22 protein-coding genes are annotated in these 18,074 nt (G+C 54.3%); 21 read left to right on the top strand and 1 reads right to left on the bottom strand.

Going from position 1 to position 18,074, the window contains the following annotated elements; genetic code table 11:
- Positions 1 to 72: 72 nt before the first annotated feature.
- Positions 73 to 1,266, top strand: coding sequence for a DegT/DnrJ/EryC1/StrS family aminotransferase (locus JXQ85_RS13095; protein WP_421749381.1), 1,194 nt, complete (start codon positions 73 to 75; stop codon positions 1,264 to 1,266).
- On the opposite strand, the gene JXQ85_RS13090 is transcribed toward JXQ85_RS13095, so the two are convergent.
- The gene (locus tag JXQ85_RS13090; RefSeq protein ID WP_421749380.1) at positions 1,254 to 2,135 is read right to left on the bottom strand and encodes a DMT family transporter; all 882 of its coding nucleotides are present in this window, start codon (positions 2,133 to 2,135) and stop codon (positions 1,254 to 1,256) included. The genes JXQ85_RS13095 and JXQ85_RS13090 overlap by 13 nt on opposite strands.
- A gap of 202 nt (positions 2,136 to 2,337) precedes the next feature.
- Here JXQ85_RS13090 and JXQ85_RS13085 point away from each other — a divergent pair, with 202 nt between their 5' ends.
- The 20 genes from JXQ85_RS13085 to JXQ85_RS12990 all read left to right on the top strand — a co-directional run bounded on the left by JXQ85_RS13085 (position 2,338) and on the right by JXQ85_RS12990 (position 18,073).
- Positions 2,338 to 3,501: an isovaleryl-CoA dehydrogenase gene (locus tag JXQ85_RS13085; protein ID WP_421749379.1), complete on the top strand. Its 1,164-nt coding sequence runs from the start codon at positions 2,338 to 2,340 to the stop codon at positions 3,499 to 3,501.
- A 34-nt stretch (positions 3,502 to 3,535) separates the two neighbouring features.
- Complete coding sequence (locus JXQ85_RS13080; protein WP_421749378.1) at positions 3,536 to 5,140, top strand: carboxyl transferase domain-containing protein; 1,605 nt, start codon at positions 3,536 to 3,538, stop codon at positions 5,138 to 5,140.
- Positions 5,141 to 5,245: 105 nt separating this feature from the next.
- The gene (locus JXQ85_RS13075; RefSeq protein WP_421749377.1) at positions 5,246 to 5,791 is read left to right on the top strand and encodes a thermonuclease family protein; all 546 of its coding nucleotides are present in this window, start codon (positions 5,246 to 5,248) and stop codon (positions 5,789 to 5,791) included.
- Positions 5,792 to 5,812: 21 nt separating this feature from the next.
- The gene (locus JXQ85_RS13070) at positions 5,813 to 7,750 is read left to right on the top strand and encodes a biotin carboxylase N-terminal domain-containing protein (protein WP_421749376.1); all 1,938 of its coding nucleotides are present in this window, start codon (positions 5,813 to 5,815) and stop codon (positions 7,748 to 7,750) included.
- Between the two features lie 3 nt (positions 7,751 to 7,753).
- Positions 7,754 to 8,416: a glutathione S-transferase family protein gene (locus tag JXQ85_RS13065; RefSeq protein WP_421749375.1), complete on the top strand. Its 663-nt coding sequence runs from the start codon at positions 7,754 to 7,756 to the stop codon at positions 8,414 to 8,416.
- A gap of 1 nt (position 8,417) precedes the next feature.
- The gene (locus JXQ85_RS13060) at positions 8,418 to 9,275 is read left to right on the top strand and encodes a hydroxymethylglutaryl-CoA lyase (protein WP_421749374.1); all 858 of its coding nucleotides are present in this window, start codon (positions 8,418 to 8,420) and stop codon (positions 9,273 to 9,275) included.
- Positions 9,276 to 9,279: 4 nt separating this feature from the next.
- Positions 9,280 to 10,059 carry a crotonase/enoyl-CoA hydratase family protein gene (locus tag JXQ85_RS13055; protein WP_421749373.1) on the top strand — a complete coding sequence of 260 codons (780 nt, stop codon included), beginning with the start codon at positions 9,280 to 9,282 and terminating at the stop codon, positions 10,057 to 10,059.
- Positions 10,060 to 10,451: 392 nt separating this feature from the next.
- Entirely contained in the window at positions 10,452 to 10,817 is a 366-nt protein-coding gene (locus tag JXQ85_RS13050) for an NADH-quinone oxidoreductase subunit A (RefSeq protein WP_265020398.1), read from the top strand.
- A complete protein-coding gene (locus JXQ85_RS13045) occupies positions 10,817 to 11,341 on the top strand; it encodes a NuoB/complex I 20 kDa subunit family protein (RefSeq protein WP_421749833.1) in 525 nt (174 codons plus the stop codon). Before JXQ85_RS13050 ends, JXQ85_RS13045 begins: the two co-directional genes overlap by 1 nt.
- Positions 11,338 to 11,946: an NADH-quinone oxidoreductase subunit C gene (locus JXQ85_RS13040; protein ID WP_421749372.1), complete on the top strand. Its 609-nt coding sequence runs from the start codon at positions 11,338 to 11,340 to the stop codon at positions 11,944 to 11,946. Before JXQ85_RS13045 ends, JXQ85_RS13040 begins: the two co-directional genes overlap by 4 nt.
- Positions 11,943 to 12,125 (top strand): hypothetical protein, encoded by a 183-nt coding sequence (locus JXQ85_RS13035; protein WP_421749371.1) that lies wholly within the window; start codon positions 11,943 to 11,945, stop codon positions 12,123 to 12,125. The genes JXQ85_RS13040 and JXQ85_RS13035 overlap by 4 nt, the downstream gene beginning before the upstream one ends.
- On the top strand, positions 12,125 to 13,348 hold the full coding sequence (locus JXQ85_RS13030; protein WP_421749832.1) for an NADH-quinone oxidoreductase subunit D: 1,224 nt from the start codon (positions 12,125 to 12,127) through the stop codon (positions 13,346 to 13,348). The genes JXQ85_RS13035 and JXQ85_RS13030 overlap by 1 nt, the downstream gene beginning before the upstream one ends.
- On the top strand, positions 13,345 to 13,545 hold the full coding sequence (locus JXQ85_RS13025) for a hypothetical protein (protein ID WP_421749370.1): 201 nt from the start codon (positions 13,345 to 13,347) through the stop codon (positions 13,543 to 13,545). The genes JXQ85_RS13030 and JXQ85_RS13025 overlap by 4 nt, the downstream gene beginning before the upstream one ends.
- Positions 13,545 to 14,663, top strand: a complete 1,119-nt coding sequence (gene nuoE, locus JXQ85_RS13020) for an NADH-quinone oxidoreductase subunit NuoE (protein WP_421749369.1) — start codon at positions 13,545 to 13,547, stop codon at positions 14,661 to 14,663. The genes JXQ85_RS13025 and nuoE overlap by 1 nt, the downstream gene beginning before the upstream one ends.
- A gap of 24 nt (positions 14,664 to 14,687) precedes the next feature.
- Complete coding sequence (locus JXQ85_RS13015; protein WP_421749368.1) at positions 14,688 to 15,290, top strand: NADH:ubiquinone oxidoreductase; 603 nt, start codon at positions 14,688 to 14,690, stop codon at positions 15,288 to 15,290.
- A 54-nt stretch (positions 15,291 to 15,344) separates the two neighbouring features.
- A complete protein-coding gene (locus tag JXQ85_RS13010) occupies positions 15,345 to 15,572 on the top strand; it encodes a DUF5337 domain-containing protein (RefSeq protein WP_421749367.1) in 228 nt (75 codons plus the stop codon).
- Positions 15,573 to 15,577: 5 nt separating this feature from the next.
- Complete coding sequence (nuoF, locus tag JXQ85_RS13005; protein ID WP_421749366.1) at positions 15,578 to 16,876, top strand: NADH-quinone oxidoreductase subunit NuoF; 1,299 nt, start codon at positions 15,578 to 15,580, stop codon at positions 16,874 to 16,876.
- A 3-nt stretch (positions 16,877 to 16,879) separates the two neighbouring features.
- A complete protein-coding gene (locus JXQ85_RS13000; RefSeq protein WP_421749365.1) occupies positions 16,880 to 17,161 on the top strand; it encodes a hypothetical protein in 282 nt (93 codons plus the stop codon).
- Positions 17,158 to 17,496: a hypothetical protein gene (locus tag JXQ85_RS12995; protein WP_421749364.1), complete on the top strand. Its 339-nt coding sequence runs from the start codon at positions 17,158 to 17,160 to the stop codon at positions 17,494 to 17,496. The genes JXQ85_RS13000 and JXQ85_RS12995 overlap by 4 nt, the downstream gene beginning before the upstream one ends.
- Before the next feature lie 166 nt (positions 17,497 to 17,662).
- Positions 17,663 to 18,073, top strand: coding sequence for a DUF5333 domain-containing protein (locus tag JXQ85_RS12990; RefSeq protein WP_421749363.1), 411 nt, complete (start codon positions 17,663 to 17,665; stop codon positions 18,071 to 18,073).
- Position 18,074 lies beyond the last annotated feature (1 nt).

Raw genomic sequence — 18,074 nt, 5'->3', positions numbered from 1 at the left:
AACAGATTTCAATTTTCCAAAGGTCGGCAACGTCGCGTTGACGCTCTTTGACGAACTGCGCAAAGTACACAAATGACAGAGATTTTTACCGGTAACTTCACCCAGCAAGAACCCATCCCCGAAGAGGGCATTCAGGCCGCCATCGAGGTCATGCGCTCTGGGCGTATCCATCGCTATAATGTCGCTGAAGGCGAAGACGGCGAGACCGCGTTGTTAGAAAAGGAATTCGCTGACCAACTGGGCGTGAAATATTGCCTTGCGGTTGCGTCTGGTGGCTATGCGATGGGGGCGGCTTTGCGCGCTATGGGCGTGGCACCGGGTGCTCGCGTTCTCACCAATGCTTTCACATTGGCCCCGGTGCCTGGTGCAATTGCATCAGTTGGCGCGGTGCCAGTCTTTGTCGGCGTCACCGAAGATTTGGTGATTGATCTTGATGACTTGGAAGCCAAAGCGGATCAGGCCGATGTGCTAATGCTCTCGCATATGCGCGGCCATCTGTGCGATATGGATCGCCTCATGGAGATCTGCGAGGCCAGCAATTTGGGCGTGATCGAAGACTGCGCCCATACAATGGGGGCCAGCTGGCGCGGAAAGCCTTCCGGGCTGTGGGGTGATATGGCCTGTTATTCAACGCAGACCTATAAGCACGTGAATTCAGGCGAGGGCGGTTTGCTCGTGTCTAATGATGCTGAATTGATGGCGCGGGCTACGATCTTGTCTGGGTCCTATATGCTGTATGGGCGCCACCTTGCGGCGCCTGCACCAGAGGTCTTTGAGAAGGTGAAGTACCATACGCCGAATGTCTCTGGCCGTATGGATCATTTGCGCGCCGCCATTCTGCGTCCGCAATTGCGAAATCTGGACGCGCAATGCGAGGCTTGGAACCTGCGTTACCGCACCATCGATGACGGGCTGGCCGCAACACCGGGCTTAACCCGCATCAATCGGCCTGACGAAGAATATTACGTTGGCTCATCGATCCAATTCCTGCTGCTGGATTGGGATGAAGCCAAGATCCATGACGTGATCGCGCGCTGTGGCAAACGCGGCGTGGAACTTAAGTGGTTTGGCGGCGCGGAGCCTGTGGCCTTTACGTCGCGCTATGACAGCTGGCGCTATGCCCCATCGGAACCAATGCCGAAAAGCGATCGTGTTTTGAAAGGTGTCGTCGATATGCGCATTCCGCTGACCTTTTCGGTCGAGGATTGCCAATTGCTGGCGCGGATCATCAAAGCCGAAGTCGGCGCCGTCTTTCACGGCGCTTGACGGCGTTTTGAAGAGGGCAGGCTGACCGTTTCTATAAAGAAGGTGCCGACAATCATGACGGCTCCGATCCATTGTAGCAGCCCAAGGCGTTCTTCTGGCAGGAAGATCGATGCTGAAACGACAGCCACCAGAACTTCAGACATCATCAATAGCCCTGCGCGACCGGGAAAGACGTGTTTCTGAGCCCAGAAAATCGCGAATGCACTTGGGATAAAGACCAGCAAAGATACGGCAGAAGCGATCGGCAGGTTGCGGGCCATGATGTCTAGGCTTGGCCATTCCACGCCCATGACTGCAGCGATCCCAACACCCAAAAGTGTGATGCATAGAAACTGCGCTCCCGTCATTGCGCGCAGGGGAAGCTCTGGGCTGCGTTTGATCAAAACCGCCGCCACGGCCCACGCAAAGCCTGAGGCCAGTGCAAAACCATCTCCGAGAGTGAAGCCGCTTTGCTCGCTTGAACCAACCAGCAGCGCAACGCCGCTTAGACCCAGGCCAATCCCAAGCCACCTGCGCCATGTCACGCGTTCTGATAAAACTGCGATGCTAATCAGGGTCGACCAGATCGGGGTCAGGTAAAACAGCAAGGTGGCGCGCACAACAGAGCCGTAAACAATGCCTGCAGAGTATAGCCCAAAGCCAAGCCCTGCGATAATGCCTACATAAAGCGCGCGTATGGCGTGGGGCTGTTTGGGGCCAAAACCAAATGCCGCGATCAACATAACGATCGCAGGGGCTAGGTTCAGCGCCACCATGGCCATCATCCCATGCATGCCTTGGGCCTCAAGGTAATAAAGCGGCACCCAGTATAGACCCCAAACCGAGGTAGCACCGACCAACGTCAGAGAAGCGAGGGTTTGGGTCTGCATGGTTTGATTGCCTCATTAACACCGCTTCGGCGGGAGTTTATCTACAATTTGTGGCGGGAATCCCCGGTGGAGGCAATCGATTTCCTGAGGGCGTAGGTGGCTTGCATAAGAAAGAACGTCGCGTCGCAAAGGCGCGATGGTGCTTGCCTGCGCTTGGTGTGATCTCGTATAAATGAACAAACGTTCAATAACGGGGTTGCCCATGTTTATGCACACAATGAATTTCGATCTAGGCGAAGACGTAAACGCACTGCGCGAGATGGTGCATCGCTGGGCGCAGGACCGTGTGCGCCCAATCGCGCAGGAAGTTGATGAAAAAAACGAATTTCCAGCCGAGCTATGGAAAGAAATGGGCGAGCTTGGTCTTCTGGGCGTGACCGTGCCAGAAGAATTTGGTGGCGCAGGCATGAGCTATCTGGCGCATGTGATTGTGACAGAAGAACTGGCGCGGGCGTCAGCTTCTGTGTCTCTGTCTTACGGCGCGCACTCTAACCTCTGCGTCAATCAGATCAAATTGAACGGCAACGCCGAGCAAAAAGCCAAATACCTGCCAAAGCTTGTGTCAGGTGAGCACGTGGGCGCCTTGGCGATGTCTGAAACCAGCGCAGGATCTGACGTTGTTTCTATGAAACTGCGGGCTGAAAAGAAAAATGACCGCTATGTGCTGAACGGCAACAAATTCTGGATCACTAATGGTCCTGATGCAGATACCTTGGTTGTCTACGCCAAGACCGATCCAGAAGCAGGCTCCAAAGGCATCACAGCCTTTATCGTTGAAAAGGACATGAAGGGTTTCTCAACCTCTCAGCATTTCGACAAGCTGGGCATGCGCGGCTCCAACACAGCCGAGCTGATCTTTGAAGACGTCGAAGTGCCGTTTGAAAACGTGCTGGGCGAAGAGGGGCGCGGCGTACGCGTTCTGATGTCTGGTCTGGATTACGAACGTGTGGTTCTGTCGGGCATTGGCACCGGCATCATGGCGGCTTGCTTGGATGAAGTCATGCCGTACATGGTCGAACGCAAACAGTTTGGTCGCCCAATTGGCGACTTCCAACTGATGCAGGCTAAGATCGCAGACATGTACACCAAAATGAACTCTGCACGGGCTTATACTTATGAAGTGGCGCGCGCCTGTGATCGCGGTCAGGTGACCCGTCAGGACGCCGCAGCTTGCGTGCTTTATGCTTCTGAAGAAGCCATGGTTGTGGCGCACCAAGCGGTGCAATCCATGGGCGGGGCGGGCTTTATGAACGAAACTCCCGTCAGCCGTATCTTCCGTGACGCGAAGCTGATGGAGATCGGTGCAGGTACCAGCGAAATTCGCCGGATGCTGATTGGCCGCGAGTTGATGGGTAAGATGGCCTAAGGGTCAAAGAATTGAATTTTCAGGAGGTTACGCGATGAAGCTGAATTCAAGCGCGATGCCATCATCCGAAGGCTTTAAAGCCAATGTTGCAGGGCATCTTGAAGCCTTGAAGGTTGTGTCTGAGGTTGCGCAGGCAGCTGCATTGGGTGGCGGTGAACGCTCCCGCGAACGTCACATCAGCCGCGGCAAAATGCTACCGCGTGAGCGGGTGGCAAACTTGCTTGATGCTGGCTCTCCGTTTTTGGAGGTCGGCGCGACAGCAGCACATGGTATGTATGATGGCGCAGCACCTTGTGCGGGTGTTGTGGCTGGTATTGGCCGCGTACATGGCCAAGAAGTCATGGTGGTTTGCAACGACGCAACCGTCAAAGGCGGCACCTATTATCCGTTAACCGTAAAGAAGCACCTGCGCGCGCAGGAGATCGCCGAGGAATGCAACCTCCCCTGCATATACTTGGTGGACAGCGGCGGGGCGAACCTCCCCAATCAGGACGAGGTTTTCCCCGACCGCGATCACTTTGGCCGAATTTTCTATAATCAGGCCCGGATGAGCGCGAAAGGTATTCCACAGATTGCCGTTGTGATGGGTTCTTGTACAGCAGGCGGCGCTTATGTTCCGGCGATGTCTGATGTGACCATCATCGTGAAAGAACAGGGCACAATTTTCCTAGCTGGTCCTCCGCTGGTGAAAGCCGCAACGGGTGAAGTCGTTTCCGCTGAGGATCTTGGTGGTGGCGATGTACACACACGTCTGTCTGGCGTTGCAGATTATCTGGCAGAAGATGACGCCCACGCCTTGGCGCTGGCGCGTCGTGCAGTGCTGAGCCTGAACCGTGAAAAACCATCTACCGTGCGCTGGGAAAGCCCAGAAGAGCCTGCCTATGATCCGGCCGAGATCTTTGGTGTTGTACCTGCAGATTTACGTACGCCTTATGACATCCGTGAAGTGATTGCGCGGGTTGTGGATGGCAGTCGTTTTGATGAGTTCAAACCGCGTTTTGGTGAAACGTTGGTGACAGGTTTTGCCCACGTCAAAGGTTGTCCGGTTGGTATCGTAGCCAACAATGGCGTTCTCTTTAGCGAAGCCGCGATCAAAGGCGCGCATTTTGTCGAGCTTTGCTCGCAGCGCAATATCCCTTTGGTTTTCTTGCAGAATATCACGGGCTTCATGGTCGGTCGGAAATACGAAAGCGAAGGCATTGCGCGGCACGGGGCTAAAATGGTGACGGCCGTGGCCTCCACCAATGTGCCGAAGATCACCATGCTGGTTGGCGGCTCCTTTGGAGCAGGCAACTACGGTATGGCTGGGCGGGCTTATTCGCCGCGCTTCCTGTGGAGCTGGCCAAATTCGCGGATTTCCGTGATGGGCGGCGAGCAGGCGGCGGGTGTTCTGGCGACAGTGAAACGAGATGCAATCGAACGTCAGGGAGGCAGTTGGTCAGCCGATGAGGAAGCGGCCTTCAAGCAGCCAACCATCGATATGTTCGAAGAGCAAAGCCATCCGCTTTATGCCTCCGCTCGGCTTTGGGATGACGGGATCGTAGACCCGCGCAAGACGCGAGACGTCTTGGCCTTATCATTGAGCGCCTCGTTATGTGCGCCGATTGAACCGACGAAGTTCGGTGTGTTCCGGATGTAATCGCTATGGTGCCGAAAACTTCATCAAACTACCGGCCTGGTCTTGGTTTCTTTGCTATTATGCACTCGATTTGCGCAACTGCGATCTTTGTGGAAGACTTAGTGAATGGCACGCAAAGGCCGAAAGGTAATCAGTTTCAGTCGCGACTACCGTCGAGCAATGAAATTCGACATGGGTTTGCCGAAGAAGAAACCACCTCCGTGGAAATCCCCGATTGCCGCGACGATCAAAGTGATTTTGGTCCTTTTTGTCACTTTGCTGGTTTCATTCCGGGCAACAGAGTTTTGGATCGCCTATTTGCCTCAAGAGGGAATGGGAAGTTGCAGAATTGTCTCGGTCGTGGACGGGGATACCGTCAAGCTCCGTTGCGAGCGAGGCAAACGTCAAACTGCACGCCTGATGGGTTACGACGCGCCAGAACTTTTCAGCCCGTCCTGCGCGAAAGAACATGTGCTCGCGATTGTCGCGAATTGGGAATTGTTGAAAGCCTTGGCCGGGTCACAGTCGCTAATTCTGCAGTCAGAGGGGCGCGACCGATATCAACGCATTTTATTGCAGGTCTGGGTAGATCAGACACCTTTGCAAAATATAATGATCTCAGCCGGTTATGCGGTTCCTTATTCAGGAGGAAAACGTCGCGGTTGGTGCTAACAAATTTGGTGGAGACTGCCGATGTTTGATAAAATTTTGATCGCCAACCGTGGTGAAATTGCCTGCCGCGTTATGGAAACTGCGCGCGATTTGGGTGTGAAAACCGTAGCGGTTTACTCGGACGCGGATGCGGGTGCGAAACACGTGGCCATGGCCGATGAGGCTGTGCATATCGGAGGCTCCACACCGGCTGAGAGTTATCTGAAAGGCGATGTGATCATTCAAGCGGCGCTGGACACTGGCGCGCAGGGCATCCATCCAGGATATGGCTTCCTGTCAGAAAACCCCGATTTTGTGGATGCCGTAGAGGCGGCAGGACTGACGTTTATTGGGCCATCTGCAAAGGCCATTCGTGCCATGGGCCTGAAGGATGCCGCCAAGGTCTTGATGCATGAGGCCGGCGTGCCCGTGGTTCCGGGCTATCATGGTGAAAACCAAGATGCGGCGTTCTTACAGGCGCAGGCGGATGACATCGGCTATCCGGTTTTAATCAAAGCCGTTGCTGGCGGCGGAGGCAAAGGCATGCGTTTAGTCGAAGCCACAGGTGAGTTTAAGGATGCTTTGGCATCAGCGCAGAACGAAGCAACGACGGCTTTTGGCAATCCCGATGTCCTGATTGAGAAATACATTCAAAAACCGCGCCACATCGAAGTGCAAGTTTTTGGCGACGGCCAAACTGCCGTGCATCTATTTGAGCGCGATTGTTCGCTACAGCGCCGTCACCAGAAGGTCATCGAAGAGGCGCCCGCGCCCGACATGCCTTTGGATGTGCGTGAAGCCATGGGCTCGGCAGCGGTGCGCGCGGCTGAGGCCATCGGTTACAAAGGGGCAGGGACAGTGGAGTTCATCGTCGATGGATCTGATGGTCTGCGCGTCGATGGGTTCTGGTTCATGGAAATGAACACACGTTTGCAAGTGGAACACCCGGTGACAGAACTGATCACCGGTGTCGATCTGGTTGAATGGCAATTGCGGGTGGCCTCGGGTGAGCCCATTCCTGTTGCGCAGGAAGACCTCAGCATCAATGGCTGGTCGTTTGAATCGCGTCTTTATGCCGAAGACGTCCCAAAAGGGTTTTTGCCAGCGACAGGTACTTTGAGCCATCTGACCTTTCCGGAAGGCTGCCGCGCCGATAGCGGTGTGCGCACTGGCGACACGATCAGTCCTTTCTATGATCCAATGATCGCGAAGGTGATTGTACACGGCCCATCCCGTTCAGCGGCATTGTCCAAGATGCGTCAGGCTTTGGAGGGATGCGAAGTGGCAGGCACTGTCACCAACCTTGAATTCCTAGGTGCGCTTTGTGCGCATGAGGGATTTGCGAAGGGTGAAGTGGATACCGATCTTATCGCACGCGATATCGTTGAATTGACGGCCTCAAAAGAAGTGTCTGCTGAGATCATTGCGCAGGCGGCTTTGGCTGTGGCGGGCGTGTTGGATCAACCAGCCGACGCGCTTGGCTTTTCTTTGTGGCGTCCATTGCGCCGCTCTGTTTATCTGCGCAAAGGCGAAGAAGAGATCACTGCGAAAATTAAGTTTCCATCCTCTGATGAGGTTGTCGTCGAGGTTCATGACACAGAGATCACTGCAACGCGCACGCCAAAGGGATGGCGCATGGGTGGCAAGCTGGCCGCCAAGGCTGTTGTGGCAAATGCTGAGGTCACTGTTTTTGAAAATTACGGAGTGGCCTTTGAGGTGGTTGATCCGCTGGATCAATCAGCTGCAGGTGCCGCTGCGGGGAATATCATCGAGGCCCCGATGCCGGGTCTTGTAAAAGCGGTCTTTGTCAAAGCAGGTGAAACGGTTGCCGAGGGCGATCGACTGGCGATCCTCGAGGCCATGAAAATGGAACATTCCCTGCTGGCCGCACGAGATGGTACGGTGGCCGAAGTGCTGGCAGAGGCTGGCGGGCAGGTCGAAGCCGGGGCGGCTTTGATCCGCTTGGAAGATGAGGAGTAATCGATGATCACCCTTCACCATGTGGCGGCGTCCCGGTCGTTTCGCACGCTCTGGCTATTGGAAGAGCTGGGGCTGCCCTATGCGGTGAAACACTACAAGATCCGCGATGGGTCCCTGCGTGACCCGGCCTTTCTGGAGATTTCTCCTGCGGGCCGTGTGCCTGCGTTGGAAGTGGACGGGAAGGTGATTTTCGAGAGCCAGGCAATCACTCAGTATCTGTGTGAATCTCGGCCTTTGTCGGGGCTGGCACCCAAGCAGGATGAGCCTGAACGGGTGGATTATCTGCAATGGCTGGCCTTTGCGGAAACGCAGGCCAGTATCATTGCCTCGTTGAATTTGCAGATGGTGTTTTTACGGCCTCCAGCAAAACCCTCGGTGATTGTTTTGAAGCTGGAAGTGGCTCGATTAAAAGCGACGCTGGCCCCCTTAGAGGCCGTTCTAGATACGCAGGACTGGTTGCTTGAGGCTGGATTTTCAGCGGCTGATACTTTGCTAGGCTTTAATCTGTTTGCCGTGAAATACTTTGTCGATCTGACAGAGTACCCCAACATCTTGGCGTATTTGGATCGCATGGAAGCGCGCCCTGCATTCAAACGTGCGCGTGCCAATGACGGCGCGCAGGAGTTTTACGACAAGCCATTTTATGCGCCTGAGGACTATGCCTGAGATGACTGAATTTGTTGAGATTTTTGAGGTCGGACCACGGGATGGTCTGCAAAATGAAAAGGCTCAGATCAGCACTGAATCTAAGGTCGCATTGGTTGACGTGTTAAGCTCTGCGGGCTTCAAACGCATTGAAATCGCCAGCTTTGTTTCACCTAAATGGGTGCCACAAATGGCAGATTCAGCCGATGTTCTTGCTGGGATTACGCGAAAGGATGGCATTTCATATGCGGCGCTGACGCCAAATATGAAGGGGCTTGAACGGGCCTTAGATGCGCATGCTGATGAAATCGCGATATTCGCTTCGGCATCAGAAGGTTTTTCTAAGGCCAATATCAACGCGACAATCGCTGAGAGCCTTGCGCGGTTCGAACCCATCGCAGAGGCAGCTAAAGTAGCGGGTATTCCAATGAGGGGCTACGTGAGCTGTGTGACCGATTGCCCCTATGATGGCAAAACCGACCCTGCGGATGTGGCGCGCGTTGCGAAGGCTTTGCTTGATTTGGGCTGCTACGAAATCTCTTTGGGCGATACGATTGGGCAAGCAACACCAGACAGCATTCGCACCATGCTCAAGGCTGTGACAGAAGTTGTCCCAGCGGATCGGCTGGCGGGTCATTATCATGACACGTCTGGGCGCGCGCTTGAGAATATCGAAGCCTCATTGGAATTTGGCGTACGTGTCTTTGATGCCGCCGTGGGCGGTCTGGGTGGATGCCCCTATGCGCCCGGCGCGGCAGGCAATGTTGCAACTGAAGCCGTCGATGCGCGTTTGAAAGCGCTCGGGTATGACACCGGGCTGGACGCTGCGGTGATTGATCAAGCCGCCGAAATGGCGCGTGCCATGCGGGCAGGGAGCTAAGACCATGTATAATACCATCTCAATCACCACGGATGCTCGGGGTGTCGCTACTCTGACGCTCGATCGAGCAGAAAAGCACAACGCCATGTCCGCTGAGATGATGCGCGAGTTGACTGAGGCGGCACATGCTTTGGGGGCAGATAAATCTGTGCGTGTGGTTGTTTTGACGGGCGCAGGTAAGTCCTTTTGTGCTGGGGGTGACCTTGGCTGGATGAAAGAGCAGATGGCTGCGGACTCAGAGACGCGCTTTGTTGAGGCGCGCAAACTAGCAGAAATGCTTCAGGCCTTGAACACAATGCCAAAACCACTGATCGGTCGCTTGCAGGGTAATGCCTTTGGCGGCGGTGTCGGAATGGCATCGGTTTGCGATGTGGCGATAGGCGTCGATAGCCTGACCATGGGACTGACCGAAACGCGTCTTGGATTGATCCCGGCCACGATTGGTCCCTATGTTCTTTCACGCATGGGTGAGGCCATGGCGCGACGTGTGTTTATGTCGGCCCGTCTGTTTGGCGCAGAGGAAGCCGTCAAATTAGGACTTTTGGCCAAGGCCGTGCCAGCAGAGACCTTAGATGAGGCTATCGAAGCTGAAGTTGTGCCTTATCTGACGTGCGCGCCAGAAGCGGTGGCGCGGGCCAAGAAATTGGCACGCCGTTTGGGACCTCGGATTGATGATGAGGTCATTGATCATACCATTCGCGAATTGGTGGCCTGTTGGGATGGCGAAGAAGCCAAAGAGGGGGTCGGCGCCTTCTTTGAAAAACGCAAAGCGGGCTGGATGTAGCCATAAGGCGCGTGCCTCAAATGCGCACGGGCATTTGTGTCGCGTTTGTCGTGGGTGAGTCGCATACTTAGCGGAGATTGCGACGCCATCCTCTAGATATGGCCCATTGATCTGGGCGACTCATGGCCTGAAAGCTGTAAATTTGCCGTGAGGGTGCGAAAACTTATCCACAAAATTGCGTTTCAATCCTGCTTTCAGGGCTTGTCAGCGCAATAAAATGCAGGGGTGCGACACATGTACCTCTTGTGACCGGGATAATGCGTCGCGATATGGGCAGATTTAGTTGACCATCCCCTTAGGCAGAACTACAACCATCAGGACTATACAGCCATCTGAAATGCCGCCTCTCGCCGTGTCTTACTAAGCGCCGGGCCGCATGAAAGGAGCCACCTGTGGAAGAGATGCTGAGGGAATACCTTCCCATCCTCGTCTTTCTGGCCATCGCGATCGCACTTGGCCTTGTTTTGATCCTTGCCGCTGTTGTTGCTGCTGTTCGCAATCCCGACCCTGAAAAAGTGTCTGCTTACGAATGCGGTTTTAACGCTTTTGACGATGCACGGATGAAATTCGATGTGCGTTTCTACCTGGTGTCGATCCTCTTTATTATCTTCGATTTGGAAATTGCGATGCTCTTCCCATGGGCCGTAGCTTTTAAAGACATCAGCATGGTGGGCTTCTGGTCGATGATGGTATTCCTCGGCGTTCTGACCATTGGGTTCGCCTATGAGTGGAAAAAAGGAGCGCTGGAATGGGAGTGATGACGGGTTCCAATACGGCTGGCGTCGACAAAGAAGTCGCCACCCAGGCGTTGAATGCAGAGCTGCAAGACAAAGGCTTTCTGCTGACCTCCACAGAAGACATTATCAACTGGGCGCGCACCGGATCATTGCACTGGATGACCTTTGGTCTGGCCTGCTGCGCGGTTGAGATGATCCAGCTTTCCATGCCGCGCTATGACCTTGAACGGTTTGGCACAGCCCCACGGGCGTCCCCGCGTCAGTCTGATCTGATGATTGTCGCTGGAACCCTGACCAACAAAATGGCACCTGCGTTGCGTAAGGTTTACGACCAGATGCCCGAGCCACGTTACGTGATCTCCATGGGCTCCTGCGCCAATGGCGGTGGGTATTACCATTATTCTTATTCGGTTGTACGTGGTTGTGACCGCGTGGTGCCGGTGGATGTTTATGTTCCGGGCTGCCCTCCAACCGCAGAAGCATTGCTGTATGGTATCTTGCAGTTGCAACGCAAAATCCGCCGCACGGGGACTTTGGTACGATGAGCAATGCCCTGACAGAACTCGGCGCTCTGATCGAGGCCAAACGTGCGGACTGTGTTCTGGCCTGGGATGTCACCCATGGCGAGCTGAACATCGACGTCGCCCCATCTAACATCGTTGATTTTCTGGACTTTCTGAAAACCGAACCAACCTGTAAATTCACGGTTTTGATTGACCAAACTGCTGTGGACTACCCGGATCGCGATAAGCGGTTTGATGTGATCTATCACCTGTTGTCGATGCACCAGAACCAACGCGTGCGTCTGCGGGTGTCGATTCGCGATGACGAAATGGTGCCTTCGGTCACCGAGGTGCATCCGGGCGCCAATTGGTTTGAACGCGAAACCTTTGACATGTTTGGGATCATCTTTACGGATCATCCAGACCTGCGCCGCTTGCTGACCGACTATGGGTTCCGCGGCCATCCACTGCGCAAAGATTTCCCAACCACAGGCTATACCGAAGTGCGCTATGACGAAGAGCTTAAGCGCGTCGTCTATGAGCCGGTTAGCCTGCCACAGGAATACCGCCAGTTTGATTTCATGTCCCCATGGGAGGGCGCGAATTACATTCTGCCGGGGGATGAGAAAGAAGGGGAGAAAGCATGAGCACGATTGGATATCTGATCATGGCGGCGCTGACCTTTGTGCCGTTCTGGGTCTTTCTGCCAAAGTTCAAACTGCCATCATGGTTCGCGATCTTTTCGCTAACACCGTTCACCGTGATTCCGCTTTTGTGGCTGATGGCCTTTCGCGACAAATTCAAGTTGCCGGGGATCGATAAATGATGGACGGCTCCAAATTCGATGACGGCAGCGTAGATGCGCTGCAGGGCGAACAGAAAATCCGCAATTTTAACCTGAACTTCGGCCCGCAACACCCTGCGGCGCATGGGGTTTTGCGTCTTGTGCTTGAGCTTGATGGCGAGATTGTCGAACGTTGTGATCCGCACGTCGGCCTGCTGCACCGTGGCACCGAAAAGCTGATGGAAAGCCGCACGTATTTGCAGAACCTGCCGTATTTTGACCGGCTGGATTATGTGGCACCGATGAACCAGGAACACGCTTGGTGTCTGGCCATTGAAAAGTTGACCGGCACCGAAGTGCCACGCCGTGGCCAGTTGATCCGCGTTTTGTTCTGCGAAATCGGTCGAGTGTTGAACCACCTGATGAACGTGACCACGCAAGCGATGGACGTTGGCGCTTTGACGCCTCCTTTGTGGGGCTTTGAAGAACGTGAAAAGCTAATGATCTTCTACGAACGGGCCTGTGGCGCGCGCCTTCACGCCGCTTACTTCCGCCCGGGCGGGGTGCATCAGGATATTGATGACAAGCTGGTGGATGACATCGAAGAATGGGCGTTTACCTTCCCTGATCGTCTGGATGATATCGACGGGCTGTTGACGGAAAACCGTATCTTCAAACAGCGTAATGTTGAAATTGGCGTCATCACTGCAAAAGACGTGCAAGAATGGGGCTTTTCCGGCGTCATGGCACGCTCTGCTGGGCTGGCTTGGGACCTGCGTCGCGCGCAGCCATATGAATGCTACGATGAATTCGAGTTCCAAGTGCCGATTGGTAAAAACGGCGACTGCTATGACCGCTACCTGATGCGCATGGAAGAGATGCGTCAGTCCGTTAGCATCATCCGCCAAGCCATCGTGAAACTGCGCGAGGCCACAGGCGATGTTCTGGCGCGGGGTAAAGTCACGCCGCCAAAACGTGCTGAGATGAAAACCTCGATGGAAAGCCTGATCCACCACTTCAAGCTTTACACTGAAGGCTTCCACGTGCCTGTGGGCGAAGTTTACTGCGCGGTTGAAGCGCCAAAAGGCGAGTTCGGTGTGTATTTGGTGGCCGATGGCACCAACAAACCATACCGCAGCAAAATTCGTGCGCCGGGCTACGCGCACTTGCAAGCCATGGACCACATGTCTAAAGGCCACCAATTGGCTGACGTTGCCGCGATTATCGGCACCATGGACATCGTGTTTGGGGAGATCGATCGGTGACAGTACGCTTCCGCGACCGCAAGACCGGTGAAGAGTATTCACTCGAACCTTTCGAGGATGGCTATCGTATGGAGATCGCTTTCCATTCTTTAGACGATTGGGAGCGTTTCTATCCTGTCGCAAGGGGTGCTCGATTGCGCAAGCTTTCGTCTGACAAACCAAGTTTGAAATCATTTGACGATTTGGAGAGGATATAATGCTCCGCCGTCTTTACCACGAACAACCGGATACATTCGCTTTCACCCCTGCCAACCAGGCCTGGGCCGAAGCGCAAATGACCAAATTCCCAGAAGGCCGTCAGGCCTCTGCTGTGATCCCGCTATTGTGGCGCGCGCAGGAACAAGAAGGCTGGGTCACCAAACCCGCGATTGAATATATCGCCGACATGCTGGATATGGCTTATATCCGCGTGTTGGAAGTGACATCTTTCTACTTTATGTTTCAGATGCAACCTGTTGGTTCTGTTGCGCATTTGCAGATTTGTGGAACCACGTCCTGCATGATTTGCGGTGCTGAAGATCTGATTGCGGTTTGCAAAGAAAAGATTGCGGCAAACCCACATGAACTGTCTGCAGATGGCAAATTCAGCTGGGAAGAAGTCGAGTGCTTGGGCGCTTGTACCAATGCTCCGATGGCGCAGATCGGTAAGGATTACTACGAAGATCTGACCGCGAAAGGCCTTGGCAAGATGATTGATGACATGGCCGCAGGGAATGTGCCTGTACCGGGTCCTCAGAATGGGCGGTATGCGGCAGAGCCTTTGTCTGGGCTGACGTCTTTGACGGAGTTTGATAGCGGCAAGACGCAGTACAATGCCTCTGCGCAATTGGCGACGGATCTGGGTGACAGCATTAGGCGGATTGATGGCTCTGAAGTGCCATTGACCACGCCTTGGATTGGCAAGGATGGTAAGGTGGCGGGCCGGGATACAGCGGAACCAACGCCAAAAGCGCCTGCACCCGCAAAACCGGCTGCCAAGCAGGCCGAAGAGGCAAAGAAGGCTGCGGCGTCTGACAAAACGCCAGCCAAAAAGCCTGCTGCGAAGAAACCGGCCAAGAAAGCAACTTCGGGTGCGGATGATCTCAAAGAGCTAAAGGGTGTTGGTCCAGCACTTGAGAAGAAATTGCATGCCCAAGGCGTGACAACATTTGCGCAGATTGCTGAATGGGGTCCGGCTGACATTGCCGACATGGATGACAAACTGTCCTTCAAAGGACGCATTGAGCGCGATGGATGGGTTGAACAAGCAAAAAGGCTCGCGGCTGGGGAGGCCACCGAGTTTTCAAAGAAAGTCAAAAAGGGTGACATCTATTAATTGGTTCTAAACGGGGGAAAATCGATGGGACATACAGAACAAAACAAAACCTGCGCTATGGTTTGCTGGGTCATCGCAGCGGTATTGGGGATCATTCTGTTCTTCTTGCTCAAGCCTGCGGTTGCATTGCTTATGGCATTGATCCTAGCAGTGATCGCTGCAGTGATTTTGGCGATGTTGTTTAAGAAATTCTTCTGTTCCTCTGAAGAGGTTGCATCAGCGGCACCTGCGGCTTCAGCAGCACCAGCTGCAGCGCCTGAGGTGGCACCCGCGGCGCCGGTTTCTGAACCAGCTGCGGCTGAACCAGCATCGGCACCTGTAGAAGAAGAAGCCCCTGCGGCGGAACCGGAAGTCGCAGTCGAAGCACCGGCTGAAAGTGAAGAAAGTGTAGCGGAAGCACCTGCAGTTGCCTCAAGCAATGACGGTGCTGCAGATGATTTGAAACTGTTAAAGGGCGTTGGTCCTGCGCTTGAGAAAAAGCTGCATGCCGCTGGTGTGACAAGCTTTGCTCAGATCGCGGCGTGGGGGCCAAGCGATGTGGCTGATATGGATGACAAGCTGTCGTTCAAAGGTCGTATCGATCGCGATAATTGGATCGGTCAGGCTAAAGAGCTGGCTGGTAAGTAACACAAGTTAAGATAACGGCGTGCCTCACGGGGCACGTCATAAAGATGGTGGAATATGACGGGGACAGACCGGGATCAGATGATGGCACGCAAGGGGCGGATGCTTAGCCTTGTGATTGCTGGGACATTGGTTCTGTGGATGCTTCTACAGGTGATTTCACCAATGATCGGACTGCCAGGGCGTTTTGCTTTGCTGTTTGATTTTGCGGCGATGGCGGCCTTGGTTTGGGCGCTGATCAATGTCTTTCAGCTCTGGCGCGCGCGCCGGGAACAAGAAGGTTAATCGGGATGCTTAAAGATCAAGATCGTATCTTTACCAACCTTTACGGAATGCACGAGCGCACGCTTGCAGGCGCGAAGCAGCGCGGCCATTGGGATGGTACGGCGGGCATCATTGAAAAAGGCCGCGATTGGATCATCGACAACATGAAGGCTTCTGGCCTGCGTGGTCGCGGTGGTGCGGGTTTCCCGACGGGTCTGAAGTGGTCCTTCATGCCAAAAGAAAGCGATGGGCGTCCTGCGTATCTTGTGATCAATGCCGATGAATCCGAGCCAGGAACCTGCAAAGACCGTGAGATCATGCGCCATGATCCGCATACGTTGATCGAAGGCGCGTTGATTGCCTCTTTCGCCATGAATGCGCACACCTGCTACATCTACCTGCGAGGCGAATATATCCGCGAGCGTGAAGCGCTGCAGGCCGCCATAGATGAATGCTACGACGCGGGTCTGTTGGGCCGCAATGCGGCTGGGTCTGGTTGGGACTTTGATGTTTTCCTACACCATGGAGCGGGCGCCTATATCTGCGGTGAAGAGACTGCGTTGATCGAAAGCCTCGAAGGCAAAAAAGGTATGCCACGCATGAAGCCGCCATTCCCGGCCGGCGCGGGGCTTTATGGTTGCCCAACCACTGTGAACAACGTGGAATCCATCGCTGTTGTACCTACTATTTTGCGTCGTGGGGCCGAGTGGTTTGCGGGCTTTGGTCGTGCAAATAACGCGGGCACGAAGCTCTTTGCGATCTCGGGCCATGTGAACAACCCATGTGTTGTCGAAGAAGCCATGTCCATCTCCTTTGAAGAGCTGATCGAAAAACACTGCGGCGGCATTCGCGGCGGCTGGGACAATCTGCTAGCGGTTATTCCGGGTGGGTCATCCGTCCCCTGCGTGCGCGGTGAAAACATGCGCGATGCGACCATGGATTTCGACTACCTGCGCAATGAGCTTGGGTCAGGCCTTGGTACCGCGGCTGTCATCGTCATGGACAAGCAGACTGACATCATCAAAGCGATCTGGCGACTGGCGAAGTTTTATAAACACGAAAGCTGCGGCCAATGTACGCCGTGCCGCGAAGGCACCGGCTGGATGATGCGGGTGATGGATCGTCTGGTGAAAGGCGAAGCGGAACCTGAAGAGATTGATATGCTGTGGGATGTGACCAAACAGGTCGAAGGCCATACGATTTGTGCCCTTGGCGATGCGGCGGCTTGGCCAATTCAAGGTCTCATTCGCAATTTTCGCGAAGAGATCGAAGACCGAATGAAAGCTAAAAAGACCGGTCGCGTGAGCGCGATCGCGGCGGAGTGAATCATGAACTTCGCAACTGACAAATCAATATATCGAAGCGGAATGAATGGTAGTTTATCCGACGAGTTTGAATCACGGGCCGAACTCTTGTCCGAAGTGTGGAACGCGACCGTTTCCAAATCCAACTTGCGAAAACTGCGGTTACACGGTTCCGAAGCACAAACGTCCAAAGACGTTTTCTTGGGACAACGCTCCGATGATCATTTTGTTGCTGATAATGGGCGCAGTTCTAACATTCGTTATTTCAAATGCGGCGACGCCATGAACGAGGCATTCATGCTATGAACGGTATCAAAATTCTTACAATCACGTTGCTGACAGCAGCAGTTGCAACCTCTGCCTGCTCACGTTTGAAAAAAGATGTGGGTTTGCGTTTTGACGGTGAAAAATTCCGCATCAAAGCGTCTAAACTCGACAAGGATGATCGCAGCCGGTTTGTTGTGGCGGCGTCCCCGGCATCAAAATCCATCGATGGTGCGCGTGAAGCAGCTGCTTATGGCGGGACCGAATACTGTATCGCGCAATACGGAACGTCTGTGATTTCTTGGGCGCATGGCCCAGAGGATGAGCCACGGTTTGATGGTGACCGTCTGGTTCTGGAAGGACAGTGCAAGCCGTGATTTCCGTGCTGGCATATCCGAGCAACCGCTCAGCTTGCCTTCGGCAAAAATGCGCTAATTTCAGCGCATTAGCGGCTTGTTATTGCATATCAAGCGCGCAAATCCCTGATGTAAGCCAAGACAGGTGCCAAATCGGCGCCTCATTTGGCATGAACGGAGATTTGACATGCGTATGATTATGATTGCAGGCCTTGTTGCCACCACATTGATGTCCTCGACAGGCGTTGCCCAGGCAAAACGGCCTTTGGAAGAGGTGGCAAGCATCACCGATGGTCTGCTGTGGATTGGCATTGCTGATGAGATCCGTAAGACCTGCCCATCGATCTCAGCCCGGATGCTGCGCGCCTATAACCGCATCAGCGGTATTCAAAGCGAAGCCAAATCGCTGGGCTATAGCAAAGCTGAAATTGATACCTTCCGCAAAAGCGACACTAATAAAGCAGAGCTGCGCCGTCGCGGAGAGATTTATCTACAAGCAAACGGAGTCACCTTGGGTGACACGGAAACCTACTGCACGCTTGGCCGTGCGGAAATCGCAAAATCGAGCCAAATTGGCACGCTTTTAAGGGCGAACTAAC

The sequence above is a fragment of the Cognatishimia sp. genome, assembly GCF_049116455.1.
Lineage (GTDB): Bacteria > Pseudomonadota > Alphaproteobacteria > Rhodobacterales > Rhodobacteraceae > Cognatishimia.
The sequence above is the reverse complement of the archived record's forward strand: the minus strand, read 5'-3'. Positions and strand labels throughout refer to the sequence as shown.

Coding starts and splice junctions, on each gene's coding strand:
- JXQ85_RS13035 (WP_421749371.1), top strand. CDS start 11,943: ATGAGCACGATTGGATATCTGATCATGGCGGCGCTGACCTTTGTGCCG.
- JXQ85_RS13000 (WP_421749365.1), top strand. CDS start 16,880: ATGAACTTCGCAACTGACAAATCAATATATCGAAGCGGAATGAATGGT.
- JXQ85_RS13090 (WP_421749380.1), bottom strand. CDS start 2,135: ATGCAGACCCAAACCCTCGCTTCTCTGACGTTGGTCGGTGCTACCTCG.
- JXQ85_RS13010 (WP_421749367.1), top strand. CDS start 15,345: ATGACGGGGACAGACCGGGATCAGATGATGGCACGCAAGGGGCGGATG.
- JXQ85_RS13065 (WP_421749375.1), top strand. CDS start 7,754: ATGATCACCCTTCACCATGTGGCGGCGTCCCGGTCGTTTCGCACGCTC.
- JXQ85_RS13075 (WP_421749377.1), top strand. CDS start 5,246: ATGGCACGCAAAGGCCGAAAGGTAATCAGTTTCAGTCGCGACTACCGT.
- JXQ85_RS13070 (WP_421749376.1), top strand. CDS start 5,813: ATGTTTGATAAAATTTTGATCGCCAACCGTGGTGAAATTGCCTGCCGC.
- JXQ85_RS13080 (WP_421749378.1), top strand. CDS start 3,536: ATGAAGCTGAATTCAAGCGCGATGCCATCATCCGAAGGCTTTAAAGCC.
- JXQ85_RS13030 (WP_421749832.1), top strand. CDS start 12,125: ATGGACGGCTCCAAATTCGATGACGGCAGCGTAGATGCGCTGCAGGGC.
- JXQ85_RS13060 (WP_421749374.1), top strand. CDS start 8,418: ATGACTGAATTTGTTGAGATTTTTGAGGTCGGACCACGGGATGGTCTG.
- JXQ85_RS13015 (WP_421749368.1), top strand. CDS start 14,688: ATGGGACATACAGAACAAAACAAAACCTGCGCTATGGTTTGCTGGGTC.
- JXQ85_RS13095 (WP_421749381.1), top strand. CDS start 73: ATGACAGAGATTTTTACCGGTAACTTCACCCAGCAAGAACCCATCCCC.
- JXQ85_RS13085 (WP_421749379.1), top strand. CDS start 2,338: ATGTTTATGCACACAATGAATTTCGATCTAGGCGAAGACGTAAACGCA.
- JXQ85_RS13055 (WP_421749373.1), top strand. CDS start 9,280: ATGTATAATACCATCTCAATCACCACGGATGCTCGGGGTGTCGCTACT.
- JXQ85_RS13045 (WP_421749833.1), top strand. CDS start 10,817: ATGACGGGTTCCAATACGGCTGGCGTCGACAAAGAAGTCGCCACCCAG.
- JXQ85_RS12990 (WP_421749363.1), top strand. CDS start 17,663: ATGCGTATGATTATGATTGCAGGCCTTGTTGCCACCACATTGATGTCC.
- JXQ85_RS12995 (WP_421749364.1), top strand. CDS start 17,158: ATGAACGGTATCAAAATTCTTACAATCACGTTGCTGACAGCAGCAGTT.
- JXQ85_RS13040 (WP_421749372.1), top strand. CDS start 11,338: ATGAGCAATGCCCTGACAGAACTCGGCGCTCTGATCGAGGCCAAACGT.
- nuoE (WP_421749369.1), top strand. CDS start 13,545: ATGCTCCGCCGTCTTTACCACGAACAACCGGATACATTCGCTTTCACC.
- nuoF (WP_421749366.1), top strand. CDS start 15,578: ATGCTTAAAGATCAAGATCGTATCTTTACCAACCTTTACGGAATGCAC.